This is a genomic window from Gimesia chilikensis, assembly GCF_008329715.1.
GTDB classification, from domain to species: Bacteria; Planctomycetota; Planctomycetia; order Planctomycetales; family Planctomycetaceae; genus Gimesia; species Gimesia chilikensis.
The window spans coordinates 494,571-508,384 of record NZ_VTSR01000007.1 but is presented as its reverse complement, the minus strand read 5'-3'; the positions used below and the strand labels follow the sequence as shown (position 1 = coordinate 508,384).

The window sequence follows — 13,814 nt, the reverse complement described above, 5'->3', positions numbered from 1 at the left end:
ATCAGATCAGTTGCATTTCCTGCTGCATGAACTGTGACAGACGCGCTGCATTCACAGTGACACCCAACCCCGGTCCTTTCAGCGCGGGAGCTTTGCCCCCCCATTGAAACGAGATCTCCTCATTGATGATGTTCTGTCTCAGCAGATAGCGATCAAAGCTCCCCTCCAGAAACTCGATTCCCCTGATATGGCTGGCAAAATGCCTGCCTGCTGCAGAGAGAACGCCTGTCTCTCCCACCTGGCAACCCAGTTGACAGTGGATCCCTGCCTGCTGTGCGAGACGGGCAATCTGAAATGTGGGGATCAGGCCACCCAGCTTGGATATCCGTAAATTGAAGGCGTCACAGTACCCCTCGGCGATCGCCTGTTCTGCATCCTGATAGCTGCACAATGACTCATCGAGCATCACCCAGGCTTTCAGCTGTCCGCGAATGCCCTTCAGGTCCGTGAGGGAAGCATGCGCCATTGGTTGTTCGATTGATTGGATCTCCAGCGTACTCAAAGCAGCATCGTGTGCTTCCAGTTCAGAGCGGGTCCAGGCTTCATTGGCATCAATCCGCAGGCCCATGCGGCGGCCTGTCAGACGGCGGACTTTTCGCAGCAGAGCCAGATCATCGCAGCCGGGCATACCAACTTTGACTTTGCACTGACGAAAGCCCGTCAGACGATACAACAGCGACAAGAGAGTCTGTTTGACCGGTTTCATCGAGGTCAGCACGGCACTGTAACGCACTTCGGGAAGCTGCTGAGTCAGTGTCTGATCCTCATCCAGACACGTCAGCACGTCCGAGATGGGAACATTGAGAGAGCGGGTTGCCGCATCCAGCAGGCTCAGCTCCAATGCACAGCGGGCGGCATTTCCCAGGCAGCCCCGTGACTCATATGCCGCTGGTCCAGCAGGCGGGGCCGCGAGCTTCAAAGGGTGACAAAGTGACACCATTTCCGCGGTACTCTCCCACCGCCAGTCCGTCAGATCTCGGAAATCGGTCGCCTGGTATTGTGACAGTACCGAATCGGCGGTATCCCCGGTCACATAGGAGCGTGGCACAGATTCCCCCCAGCCCACGGTGCCATCCTCCAGCTCACAGCGGACCAGGATCGACTCCGATTCCGTTCTACTGTACGAAGCGTGCGTCACCTTACGCTTCAGCGGGACATGGATGCGATAAGCCTTCAGGCTGGCGATTTTCATGTGGACCGGGTTAAACCTTCAATAACTCTTTGCTGGATTGCGAGATACGCGCGAATTGGGGGTGACAGCGTTTCTGAAAACTGCTATGAAACCTCTATTCTGAACGGATTTAGAATTTTTCGCAACATGGAGGCGACTGTGGGTGTTCCCCTTTCCCAGATGTGGACTGTAGCAAAATATGTCGTAACGCAACGACTCAAAGGCGTCAAACGCTATCCCCTGGTGCTGATGCTGGAACCCTTGTTCCGCTGCAATCTGGCCTGTGCCGGCTGTGGGAAGATCCAGTTCCCCGCGAATATTCTCAAGCAGAATTTGAGCCCCGAAAAGTGCTTTCAGGCAGTCGAAGAGTGCGGTGCTCCCATTGTTTCAATCCCCGGCGGTGAGCCGCTGCTGCACCCTCAGATGCCGGAAATCGTCGCGGGCCTTATTGCCCGTAAGAAATTCGTCTATCTCTGTACGAACGCGATTCTGCTCGAAAAACATCTGGAAAACTATCCTCCTTCGAAGTATCTCACATTTTCCATTCACCTGGATGGCATCAAGGAAGACCACGATGCAGCCGTCTGTCGTGAAGGGATCTACGATAAAGCGATCAGCGCGATTAAAGCCGCTGTGAAAGCAGGGCACCGGGTCACAACCAATTCCACCTTGTTCAACAATGCCGATCCGGAACGCGTGCGGCAGATGTTTGATCAACTCGCCGAACTGGGCATCGAAAGTATGATGCTTTCTCCGGGATATCAGTACGAAAAAGCCCCCGACCAGGAGCATTTCCTCAAACGCAATCAGACGGTTTCGATGTTCCGCCGGATTCTGTCCTCCCCGAAAAAGGCCTGGACCTTCAATCATTCGCCATTATTTCTTGAGTTCCTCAAGGGGAACTGGGAACTGGAATGCACGCCCTGGGGGAACCCGACCTACAATATCTTCGGCTGGCAGAAACCCTGCTATCTGCTGGAAGAGGGCTACGCTGAAACGTTCGAAGAACTGATGTCTTCCACCACTTGGGAAGCATATGGCCGTAAGAGCGGCAACGAAAAATGCCGGGACTGTATGGTGCACTGCGGACACGAACCAACGGCAGTCGACCAGACTTTCTCCTCCTGGAAAGGCTTCCTGAAAGTCGTCTCGCTGACCCTGTTCGGGTCGAAGGATAACCAGCAGCCACTCCCCACACCAGAACCGATCCCGGCTCCTCACTATACCGTCAGCGACAGCGACCTGTATCAGCTGGAGCTCCCGGCCGAAGACGAGTCCTGCGAGTCAGAAACCGAAGCGCTCGTGGAGCGCTGAAAAGAGCCTTGCTGACCTTCTTATCAGCATTCGTTAATTCTCTGTACACAGTCAGATTCGGTTTGCGTCCCTGATTCGGGCGTGCTATCATATCAACGTGCATTTATGTTGATTTGATTGTGCCGCAAATCATCGCCTCCAGGGAAGTGATCCGATGCTGACAATTCTGGGTAAACCGACCGCGAAAAATGGAACCTTTTGTGACGGCGTCTCGCGCCGCAGCTTTCTGAAAATTGGCGGAATGGCCTTGGGGGGAATCTCTCTACCTGGTGCCCTGCGAGCCGAAGCCGACAGCCAGACCGGCAATAATCACAAAGCGATCATCAACATCTATCTGCCCGGCGGGCCGTCGCACATCGATCTCTGGGATCCCAAGCCGGACGCGCCAAAAGAAATCCGCGGCGAATTTGCTCCCATCAAGACCAACGTGCCCGGCGTGGAAATCTGCGAACTGTTCCCACGCATGGCCAGCATGATGGATAAGTTCATCCCAGTCCGTACGATCTCTGATGCCGACGGCCGACATGATGCATATCAGTGTATGACGGGTCGAACCTTTGGCAGTCGTCAGCCCCCCGGAGGCTGGCCTGCTGCCGGCGCCTTCGTCTCCAAGCTGCAGGGCCCCGTCAATTCAGCGGTCCCCGCGCATGTCGCCCTGATGTACAAGACGGGTAATGGTACCTGGGGTGAACCGGGAACAGGTGGGTTTCTGGGTGTTCCCTACGCGCCCTTCAACCTGGTCGGCCGCAAGGCGCGTAGTTCACCAGACAATATGATCCTGCAGGGAATCACGCTCGAGCGATTACGCGACCGGGTAAAACTGCAGAAAGCCTTCGACTCCTTCCGTCGTGATGCTGACACGAGCGGTCTCATGGAAAGTATGGACGTTTACTCGCAGCAGGCGATGAATATTCTCACGACCTCCAAGCTTGCCGATGCCCTGGACCTGTCCAAGGAAGATCCCCAGATCCTTGCCCGTTACGGTGAGAGCAGCGAGAAATTCCAGCGGGACGGTGCGCCCCCTATGATCGAAAACTTCTGCATGGCACGCCGGCTGGTCGAAGCAGGGGCGCGATTCGTCTCCCTGAATTACAGTCGCTGGGACTGGCACGGTCCGGACGGGATGAACTTCCCCAAGTCACGCGAAGAGTTCCCACGTCTCGACCAGGGGTTAGCAGCCCTGGTGACCGACCTGCACGAACGGGGGCTCGACAAAGACGTTTCGGTCGTCGTCTGGGGCGAATTCGGGCGTACGCCTAAGATCAATAAAAACAACAGCCGCGATCACTGGCCCCGCGTCTCCTGCGCCATGCTGGCCGGTGGTGGCATGCGGGCCGGTCAGGTCATTGGCCGTACCAACCGCAAAGGGGAATACGCCGAAGATCGTCCTGTGAAATTCCAGGAAGTCTTTGCCACGCTGTATCAGAACGTCGGCCTCGATCTCAACGGAACCCGTATCTTCGACACGGCGGGAACACCTCAATACCTGGTCGACCAGGGAATCGAACCGATTCACGAGCTGATCTGAGAGAACCAGAAACAGAACGGCAGTCTTTCGTTTCGCGAGAGTCTGCCGTTTTATATTGCGCCCAGCGTGAGTCCCTCTGAAATAAATATTTAACTTTCCCACCCTCGCGTGAGTTGACGTTTTCAGATTTCCTGAAAATAATTTTGCCGCGATCGAAACGAATAGCCAGCCGCGGGGATTAATCTGCGGTCTGAGTTCGTGGGCTCTCCGGTAGTTTCCTTTGCTGTTCCCGGTAAAGGGAAGCTCTCTCCTGTCACCAGCTGAGTGACCTGACTGCCATCTCGCCAGTACCTGTTACTGCCCAATCCCTCCCTGATCAGAAAGAGAGCCTTCCGTATGAACCCCCGGTTTACCCGTACGCAGTGGTTGATCTGCATTATCGCGTCCATCGGCTTTGCGTTTGACATCTACGAACTGTTGATGCTTCCCCTGATTGTCCGTCCCGCGTTGCAGGAACTGGTCGGTGCCAGTCCGGGTACCCCGCAGTTTGAATACTGGGTCGGCATGCTCTTCTTTCTGCCAGCGATGGTGGGTGGCGTCTTTGGACTACTGGGCGGCTATCTGACGGACCTGCTGGGCCGCCGCAGGGTCCTGGTGGGAAGCATCCTGCTCTATGCCTTCTCCGCCTGTGCAGCTGGCTTTGTGACTTCAATCGAAATGCTGATCGTCCTCCGCTGTACGACCTTTATCGGCGTTTGTGTGGAATTCGTTGCGGCGGTTGCCTGGCTGGCAGAACTGTTTCCCGATCCGAAACGGCGTGAAGCCGTACTTGGTTTCACACAGGCGTTCTCCTCATTCGGGGGGCTGCTGGTGACCGGTGCCAACTGGCTCGCATTACAATACGGTGACCAGTTCCCCGCGATCGCAGGCGGACACGAGGCTTGGCGGTACACGCTGATTTCCGGAGTCATTCCAGCGCTGCCGCTGATTATCATTCGTCCGTTCCTGCCGGAGTCTCCCGAATGGGAGAAAAAGAAAAACGCCGGGACATTGAAACGCCCCAGTATCGCGGAGCTCTTTTCACCCCGGTATCGCCGTACAACCGTCGTGACGACCATCATGTTCGCCTGCAGTTACGGGGCCGCCTTTGGTGCCCTGCAGCATACGCCGCGCATCGTCCCCTCGCTGCCACAGGTAAAAGAGATGACTGCGGGGAAGCCGGTGCCCGTGCAGAAGAAGATCGAACAATCCACCGCCGCCGAGGTTAACTTTTACCAGGAGATCGGCGGTCTGACAGGACGCTTCCTGTTCGCCGTGTGTGCCATCTGGATTGTCAGTCGTCGTGGACTGATGCGTCTGTTTCAGATTCCCGGCCTGATCCTGATTCCGCTCGTCTATCTCTTCCCGGCCCGCGATAATCTGGAGCTGCTGAAGTGGGGCATTTTCTTTGCCGGACTGGTGACGATTGCCCAGTTCAGCTTCTGGGGGAACTATCTGCCCCGCGCCTATCCGCTGCACTTAAGAGGTACCGGGGAAAGCTTCGCGGCCAATATCGGCGGCCGCATGATTGGCACTTCGGCTGCCCTGGTGACCACAACGCTGACTCCGCTGATGCCGAGTAAGTCGACGGCACTCGCAGCTGCCTGCGTCGCGCTGGCAGTTTACCTGATCGGATCGATCGCCTGTTTCTGGCTGCCTGAGCCTGCGGCGGAGGAAGAAGACTGATCGTGGTGGCTTTACTTGTTTGAAAGCAGCTGTTGTAGAGAGGCCGGGTAGTTCGCCTGTCTGGATCCCTTGGTCAGGCTGTCACCGAAACAGATCACCTTCGTGACATCCAACTGCTCTGCTTTCAGTTTCTCTGCGACGAGTCTGGCCAGCAGTTGATAACCGGCCGGCGTCAGATGCACGCCATCTTTGACGCCGCTGTTCGCCGGGTTACGGATGACACTGGTTTTGGAAGCGTCTGCGATTTTGTGATCGATCAGATAGTCATGAAAGTCGATTACCGGAATCTGCTTTTGGCGCGAAAGCTCCAGCAGGACTGTTCGTACTTCCTGCATGCGTGCTTGCGGCGCCTGGTCGGCGTACTTTGTGGGGTCATGACGGGTAAACAGGAGCTCTGGAATACACGTAGGGGGCGTCATCAGGACAACCTTCGCACCACCTGCCTGAATCTGATCGATCAGTGATACCACATTCTTGCGGTACGCCTTGATGTCAATAAAGCCTCCCGAGTTGAGCCGGTCGTTCGTGCCGACCATCAGCACGACCACGGTCGGCTGCTTCGAGAGTACATCCCGCTCCAGTCGCTTCAGCAGCTGTGAACTGCGATTTCCGCCGACACCCGCATTGATGACCTCTGCAGCAGAAGAGGATTCTGTATAGAGCAGGGGAGTTGCCAGCAACAGCAGGTAGATCAGTTTCAGCATAATGACGGTCTTTCCAGCAGGTTGAATAGAAACAGACGCGAGTCCTGGCATCCATCATAGTCTGATAAATTATTAGAACGCAAGCCATGACCATACCTCGCTGCGAGTCGTAAGTGCATGTCATACAGATAGATATGCGTGCTTGGGTGTAATGCTCCCGCTGAAAACCGAGGTTTTCACACTTTACGGTTTCTGCTATAAATCTGTCTCTCCTCAATACTCTCAACTCAAAATCCAATTCCCCCTCCACATCCCATGCACTGGAATACGAAGCTTGCCTGTACCTTGCTGCTGGCACTGACCGTTGTTCCCGCCACAGTCGGGGCACAAAGTCAGTCTTTGCCGCCGGAGCCTGCTGCGCGATCCGCTTACGATCCGTTTCTGTCTGTCGATCAGCCCTTTGCACCGGGAGTGATGACGGATGAGCCCGGCCGGGTGAATATCTCGCTGGATGAGTCGAACAATTTAGACAGCAGTCCGCTTCCGGATGAGCCCGAGTCCGGTCAGGCGATTGTGCCTCCGCTGACCATGGGCGTAGGAAGTGGCGAAGTCAACCCGGAACTTCTGGCGGATCCCTATATCACAGATGCCCGCCAGTTTAACGTCGGCCTGGACCTCTACGCGGCCCCCTCGTTTTCCGACGGACTAATCATCTTTGGCAAAGAAGCTGCGATGAAAATCGGTGGTTTTGTCAAAGCTGATTTCATCTACGATTTTGATCCTATCGATTCGACTGACTCGTTTGTGACCACCGAGATTCCCATCGGTGCCCCGCATCGAACGAACGCCCGCTTTCATGCGCGACAGTCTCGCTTGAGTTTTGATACCCGCTGGCTGACAGATGGCCGCCTGGTTCGTGTCTACGTGGAAGGTGACTTCTTCAGTGACGGAAACCGCTTTCGCTTAAGGCATGCTTTCGGTCAATCCGGATCACTACTGGTGGGGCAGACCTGGACGACATTCACCGACGTAGCAGCAGCTCCTGCAACACTCGACTTTGAAGGCTCCGTTTCAGCCGTGAACCGCAGACAGGCGCAGGTTCGCTGGACGGAGCACGTCTTCAATGATAATACAACGTTCGCGGTCTCGGTCGAAGATTCGAATTTTATTATCGAGCCTCCCCAGGGAATCACAGGGGAACCTCGCAGTCCCTCCCCCGATTTTGTCACCCGGCTGCGTTATGAGAATGACTGCGGTCAGTACCAGGTCGCGGGCCTGTATCGTGTCGTCGGGTTCCAGCCGACGGGGCAGGATGTTGTCACCAGTTTCGCCTATGGCTTCAACTTCACTGGCGTGCGGCTGATTACTGAACGCACCAAGGTCTATTCACAGATCGTATTCGGTGAAGGGATCGGCAGTTATCGGTCCCTGCCTGATGCCGCGCCGACAGCCGCCAACAAGGGAGATCTGTTACCCATGTTCGGCTGGATGATCGGCCTGACTCATGACTGGAATGACGAACTCAGCTCCAACTTCACCTATGCCGAAAACACCCTTGATACCTCAACCTTTCAAACGGCCACAGATGTCAAACAGACCACCTATCTGGCAGCAAACCTGATCTGGAATCCGATCAATAATGTAAAGATCGGTGTTGAGTATCTGTATGGAACCAAGGAAGACGTCGGGGGCGGAACAGGCGATGCACACCGTCTGCAGACCTCGTTCATCTTTGATCTGCCCTGATTCTGTTCGTGACGGATTTATCTTGAGAGCAGCAAGATTTCCCTGGATGCCTTAATGGCGATCCATTGTCTGTGAAAAACATCGTGGAATGGCTCATTCCGTTGATGGGGCGTGCATTCGGTCTGACTGACGAGTTCCACTTTTCTCCAGGGTAAAGCAGGATCTTTGGGGATCGAACCGGTAACAGTCTGCTTGAGACTGGAATCCAGAATCTTCAGATTTTCGAGAATGTAGCCTGTCATGTAATCAGGATATTCTTCCGAGCAATGCAATTGCAGACAGTCGATGCCGTGAACTTTCCCTGTCGATAACAGCTTGACCGTCCCTGATCGGTCCATTTTCAGGTCCAAGTCATCCACAGCCGAGAAGGACGCAAGATATTCACTCCAGTCGATCGTATTTTGTGAGAACTTCCAGGTACCGCCAATCTGCTGTTCAGATTCAGTCCCCAGAAGTATATCTGTCCCGACTGCACCAATCCGGTCTATAAAAAACAGCTTGGTTAAAACTTCCTGGTCATATCCAGTCACCTTTTTTCCGTTAACGAAAAACTGCTTTCTGTTTCCCTGTTCGATGATCACCAACTCTTTTCCGGTCAGCTCTAAGAAGAAAGCATCACTCTGCAGTTCTCCATTCACTTTAAACGAGTGGACCTGGATGTTTTTCTGCAGTCCGCGTGGTGTTCGCATCAGTTTCAACTCTCCTTGAAGTTCAATGGTATGAGTTGAAACAGATTTGGAATTAGAATAGGGGACGATGCCCCGGTCGGGATCCTGAAACTCAGCTCCCCCTTCTATGGTGACGGAATAGATTACCTGGTAGTGCGCGTTTTTAATGAGAGGACGGTCAAGTTTAATACGATAAGGCTGCGCCTGCAGGCGGGGTATTGGCAGTACAGAGCCGACAATGAGCAGGAACGACAGCAGGTTGAAATTTCTATGACGCCTGAAAAGGTCATGTGCAGGTATTGTTAAAAAAAACGCACTCATAGACATATCACTCGCCGATATCTTCGTTCCACACATCCGGATGCGCTGCGATAAACTGGTTCATCAGATCAATACACCGCTGGTCCTGCAGAACTTCCAGTTCTACGCCGCTTGCTTTCAGTAGTTCTTCATCGCCCAGAAATGTCTGATTTTCGCCGATGATCACGCGGGGAATCTGATACAGGCGAATGGCACCACTGCACATGGGACAGGGGGAGAGCGTGGTATACAGGACCGAATTGCGATAGACGGACGCCGGTTGTCGTCCTGCATTTTCCAAAGCTGACATTTCGCCGTGCAGGATGGCACTTCCCTGCTGCTGACGCATGTTATGCCCCCGGCCAATGATCTTGCCTGCATGCACAATCACCGAACCAATGGGAACGCCTCCTTCTTTTAAGCCTTGTTCTGCTTCCTCAATCGCCGCCTGCATGAATTCATCCATGGATGAACCTCCCCAGATATGTAATTCGAAATCACCGGATTCAAGGTATAACCGAATCGGGGCGAAATTACGACGGGGATTCTGCAGGAAATGCATGCCTGGCAAAACCAGACATTAGTCAGCCAGAGGTTAGAGTTTCACGCGCCCCGGCGGTTCTTCTGCAACTTCTTCAAACGAGCCTGGCGCGCGGAAGGGATTTGCATCTGGGGCAGGCATCGTATCGCTGGCAGGGAAGGTATCCAGTTCTTCGAAACCGAACTGAGGTTCTTCCTGTGTCGGTCTCCACTGAGGCTCCGGACCGGGTGAATCGGCCCAGGCAGGTTCGACCCGCTCGGCAACCCGTGACTCAATCGGTGTCGGGCGATGTCTTATGGAGGCTTCCTGATGCCTGACCTGGGGCAGTCCTGCAGCAAGGTCCAGCACGGGGTAGCCTGGAATCTGTGGCAGTCCCCAGACATCGGAGGGAACACCCGGATTGACGCTGATCTGGGACATGGTCATTGTCATCACGATCCCCGCCTGGGGCCAGTCGAGCTTGATGACGTGTGGCAGAACCGCATTTGTGGCGCCGCAGGTGCGATATTCACCCAGTGTTGCGGTCGCGATCCGTTGTCCCTGGCTGTCATACAGAGACTGTTCGATGATATGCCCGGTGCAAAGATTGACGACGATAATCTTCTGTACCAGTTTGCCGTTGGGCAGCAGGCGATCGGAGATCAGTTTCACGTTCGGTGAATTCTGACCCTCTTTCTGAATCGAAAGCTCTTTGTCGTTTAGCGGCACTACCCGCAGGGCTTCCAGCAGCCAGCCCGGTTCAAAAGGTATATTCAGCTGAGAGCCCATGGCTTCGTACTGGTCATGCCGGACGGTAAAAATGTTTTTCTGATCGCTGCGCTTAACCCAGAACCAGAATCGTTCGTCATTCGAGCCGAAATCAACCTCGGGGCCCAGGGGAGAACTGGCCACCAGGCGAAAACGCTGGGGCTGTTCTACAGCCAGCATCGCACTCAGGCTGACGGGGATGCCCCCTTTCTGCCGTGCCCGGATTTTGACAGAAGATGACTGCCAGCCAAAGACGCCTTCAGTCTGTGAATTCAGATGATTCACAATTTGTGTGTAGCTGGCATTGGGAGGCAGAACACAGACAGGGGCTTCCTGGGGTAGAAATGTGCGGACCGAGGAACAGGCAGAGAGCAGCAGAAGACAGCAGATCAAGGCACAAACTTGCGTCACGGCACGCAGCCGTCGAAAGATCAGCCTGGATCTCTTCATTTCTGTTCTTCCTTGAACATGCGACATGTTGAATGGTCCGAAAGTGGGGACGTCCCTTATTCCCACTCTTCTAAAAACTGTGTGTTTAACTGTTGCTGCAGGGCTTCGATTTCTGACTCTTCCAGGTTTTGATCGCGGATTTCGAAACTGCCTTCACCGTGTGTTCCCGACAGTTGCAGATAGGAGTTCTGATCCTCATTCCGCGAGCCATCCAGCTTCAGGCGACGTTTCTGTACCAGGAACAGTGCCAGGACATACAGGAATTTCTCCTGAACCTGGTTTGGATTCTCATAAAGCTGCTCAAAGTACTGCATCAACGCATCGGGATCGATTTTGCGCGCCCCCTGAGCAGCAGGTTCCGGTACTTGTAATGTCCAGTCTCCCACAGCCCCTTCTGGAGGACCTGTCCAGGCATCTTCGGCAAAATCCATCCGAATCAGATGGCCGTTCTGATCGACGATCACAGAATGCACCGTTTCACCTGGCGCAAATTCCTTGCCCGTCGAAGAACAGGTTTTACCTAATGGTTTGAGATGATAATCCATGGAACAGGCTCAAATCAGGAAGAGGCAGGACAGAATGGAAGTTGTTTCTGGTGTGTTGATTTGATCAATGCGGCGAATCCTAGAGCAATTCAGGATTTAGCTCAAGACGTTTCTGGCAGGGAGAGGCATTTTTCTTTCTGAGAATGTCAGATTTTCATGCGCGATAAGGCATTTTCCAGTAATAAGTTAGGATCCAGAGAGGAATCGGCTGTTCGACCCCCCTGATTTCGAGATCGGGACCTCGATCCGGGCCGCACAGCGGGGGCAATGCCCGGCATAGGCACTCTGGTTGTGGTTTGCGTAGATTCTGCTGTAGACATTACAGCATTTGAAAAGAACTCCAACCGAGGGGCGCGGGGCGGGTTGGCGGGATTCCGCGTCGGTCATGTACGGCTCCAGTAAAAAAATAAGCTGAAACGCGCGAGGCATTTCAGCTTATTTATGAGATTCAGAGCTGTAGATCAAGATGTATCTGGAACCTGAAGTTCAGGTTATTTCTGATGGGCCAGTGCGAGCATCGCCCGGGCTCGATCCTGATCCCGCTGACGGGCCTGGCACTGCTCATCGCCGACTGCGGTGCGGTCGAGGGCTTCTGCGAGCATCTTTTCCGCATCGGCAGCATTCAGCTTGCTGGCCGGAATCGCCTGTTCGGTCAGAACGGAGATCACGGAGCCTTTGACCTGCAGGAAGCCGCCATCGACAAAGTAGCGTTCTTCTTTACCATCAGTGGCTTCAAACACCAGTTCGCCATAACCCAGACGGCCTACCATGGGCATGCGACCGGGAAGAATTCCGATTTGACCGTCATACAGAGTACAACGCAGGCTCTGGATGGGTTGATCCAGCAGAGTCGTTTCCGGTGTGACTAATAACAGGCGAAATTCTTGAGCCATGGGTGCTCTAACCACATTCAAAACAGGATATTCAGATGGAAATTGTGACCGAAACCAGTTTCGGCCACAATCTGATCACGACGTTCGAAAACGTCTTATTACTCAGCCATTCTCTTGGCTTGTTCTTCTGCTTCTTCAACCGCACCCACATACATGAAGGCGGCTTCCGGCAGATGGTCCCATTTACCGGCACAGATTTCTTCGAAGCTGCGAATGGTATCTTCCAGCGGGGTGATCTTACCGGCTTTACCAGTGAAGACTTCCGCCACGAGGAACGGTTGTGACAGGAACCGCTCAATACGACGGGCACGATGCACAATCAGTTTGTCTTCTTCACTCAACTCGTCGACACCCAGAATCGCGATGATGTCCTGCAGTTCGCGATAACGCTGCAGAGTCTGCTGAACTTCACGAGCCACACGGTAGTGACGCTCACCCACATACTGTGGGTCCAGAATACGACTGGAAGAAGCCAGCGGGTCGATGGCCGGGTAAATCCCTTTTTCGGAGATCTTTCGTTCCAGGTAAATGAACGCGTCCAGGTGGGAGAAGGCCGTTGCCGGTGCAGGGTCGGTCGGGTCGTCAGCAGGCACATAAACAGCCTGCACAGAGGTGATCGCCCCATTCTTGGTTGATGTGATTCGCTCCTGCAGTTCACCCAGTTCGGTACCCAGTGTTGGCTGGTAACCCACGGCGGAAGGCATACGTCCCAGCAGAGCGGATACCTCTGAACCAGCCTGTGAGAATCGGAAGATGTTGTCCACGAAGAGCAGGGTGTCGGTACCGGTTGTATCGCGGAACCATTCAGCCATCGTCAGAGCGGACAGAGCAACACGCAGACGTGCTCCCGGCGGTTCGTTCATCTGACCGAAGACCATACAGGTCTGCTCGATCACGGAACGTTCGGTCTGACCGATTTTCGTTTCCTGCATTTCGAGCCAGAGGTCGTTTCCTTCGCGGGTTCGCTCACCCACACCGGCGAATACAGAGTAACCACCGTGGGCACTCGCGATACGAGCGATCAACTCGGTCAGAATCACGGTCTTACCCAGACCGGCACCACCGAACAGACCAGCTTTACCACCACGAACGAACGGGGTCAGCAGGTCGACCACTTTGATCCCGGTTTCGAAGAGCTCGGTTTTGGCACTCAGGTTTTCCAGAGCAGGAGCTTTCCGGTGAATTGGCCAGCGTTCTTCAGTTTCAATAGCACCGCGACCATCAACGGGATCGCCGAGCAGGTTGAAGACGCGTCCCAGGGTTCCCTTACCAACGGGTACGGAAACGGGAGCACCGGTGTCGGCAACGTTCATGCCGCGAACCATACCGTCCGTGGAACCCAGAGCCACGCAGCGGACACGACCGCCACCCAGGTGCTGCTGAACTTCTCCGGTAACTTTAATCTCAACACCTTTGATGTTTTCGTTGACAGTCAAAGCGTTGTAGATTTCCGGCAGAGAGTGCTCGGGAAACTCAGCATCAAAGGTAGAACCGATGATCTGAGTGATTTTGCCAACTGAACTTGCTGTACTGGCTTCGGTTGTCGCCATTGATATGTCTCTACTTTCTGATGTTGATCAATCTGTAAAAAACCATAATGTG

The 13,814-nt window shown here is 54.3% G+C and carries 12 protein-coding genes; 4 read left to right on the top strand and 8 right to left on the bottom strand.

Translation table 11 applies throughout. The annotated features are described in order from the left end of the window. Position 1: 1 nt before the first annotated feature. Positions 2–1,192 (bottom strand): enolase C-terminal domain-like protein, encoded by a 1,191-nt coding sequence (locus FYZ48_RS11755; RefSeq protein ID WP_149340519.1) that lies wholly within the window; start codon positions 1,190–1,192, stop codon positions 2–4. A gap of 138 nt (positions 1,193–1,330) precedes the next feature. On the opposite strand from FYZ48_RS11755, the gene hpnH reads away from it, so the two are divergent. From hpnH to FYZ48_RS11740, 3 genes are all read left to right on the top strand, one after another. Beyond that, positions 1,331–2,485, top strand: coding sequence for an adenosyl-hopene transferase HpnH (gene hpnH, locus FYZ48_RS11750; protein ID WP_242022595.1), 1,155 nt, complete (start codon positions 1,331–1,333; stop codon positions 2,483–2,485). Between the two features lie 154 nt (positions 2,486–2,639). Further along, complete coding sequence (locus tag FYZ48_RS11745) at positions 2,640–4,013, top strand: DUF1501 domain-containing protein (RefSeq protein ID WP_149340514.1); 1,374 nt, start codon at positions 2,640–2,642, stop codon at positions 4,011–4,013. Positions 4,014–4,349: 336 nt separating this feature from the next. Continuing rightward, a complete protein-coding gene (locus tag FYZ48_RS11740) occupies positions 4,350–5,678 on the top strand; it encodes an MFS transporter (RefSeq protein WP_149340512.1) in 1,329 nt (442 codons plus the stop codon). Between the two features lie 11 nt (positions 5,679–5,689). Here the strand turns inward: FYZ48_RS11740 and FYZ48_RS11735 are convergent, their stop codons facing one another. Further along, complete coding sequence (locus FYZ48_RS11735; protein ID WP_187781985.1) at positions 5,690–6,382, bottom strand: SGNH/GDSL hydrolase family protein; 693 nt, start codon at positions 6,380–6,382, stop codon at positions 5,690–5,692. Between the two features lie 255 nt (positions 6,383–6,637). Between FYZ48_RS11735 and FYZ48_RS11730 the strand changes: the two genes are divergently transcribed. Next, positions 6,638–8,068, top strand: coding sequence for a DcaP family trimeric outer membrane transporter (locus FYZ48_RS11730; protein ID WP_149340508.1), 1,431 nt, complete (start codon positions 6,638–6,640; stop codon positions 8,066–8,068). A gap of 17 nt (positions 8,069–8,085) precedes the next feature. Here the strand turns inward: FYZ48_RS11730 and FYZ48_RS11725 are convergent, their stop codons facing one another. The 6 genes from FYZ48_RS11725 to atpD form a co-directional block, all read right to left on the bottom strand. Beyond that, a complete protein-coding gene (locus FYZ48_RS11725) occupies positions 8,086–8,757 on the bottom strand; it encodes a hypothetical protein (protein ID WP_149340506.1) in 672 nt (223 codons plus the stop codon). A gap of 307 nt (positions 8,758–9,064) precedes the next feature. Continuing rightward, positions 9,065–9,502 carry a nucleoside deaminase gene (locus FYZ48_RS11720; RefSeq protein ID WP_149340504.1) on the bottom strand — a complete coding sequence of 146 codons (438 nt, stop codon included), beginning with the start codon at positions 9,500–9,502 and terminating at the stop codon, positions 9,065–9,067. A 129-nt stretch (positions 9,503–9,631) separates the two neighbouring features. Next, positions 9,632–10,774: a hypothetical protein gene (locus FYZ48_RS11715; RefSeq protein ID WP_149340502.1), complete on the bottom strand. Its 1,143-nt coding sequence runs from the start codon at positions 10,772–10,774 to the stop codon at positions 9,632–9,634. A gap of 56 nt (positions 10,775–10,830) precedes the next feature. Further along, positions 10,831–11,319: a hypothetical protein gene (locus FYZ48_RS11710; RefSeq protein ID WP_145185394.1), complete on the bottom strand. Its 489-nt coding sequence runs from the start codon at positions 11,317–11,319 to the stop codon at positions 10,831–10,833. Between the two features lie 491 nt (positions 11,320–11,810). Then, a complete protein-coding gene (locus tag FYZ48_RS11700; protein WP_145041309.1) occupies positions 11,811–12,212 on the bottom strand; it encodes a F0F1 ATP synthase subunit epsilon in 402 nt (133 codons plus the stop codon). Between the two features lie 98 nt (positions 12,213–12,310). Then, entirely contained in the window at positions 12,311–13,762 is a 1,452-nt protein-coding gene (atpD, locus tag FYZ48_RS11695) for a F0F1 ATP synthase subunit beta (RefSeq protein ID WP_145041308.1), read from the bottom strand. Positions 13,763–13,814 lie beyond the last annotated feature (52 nt).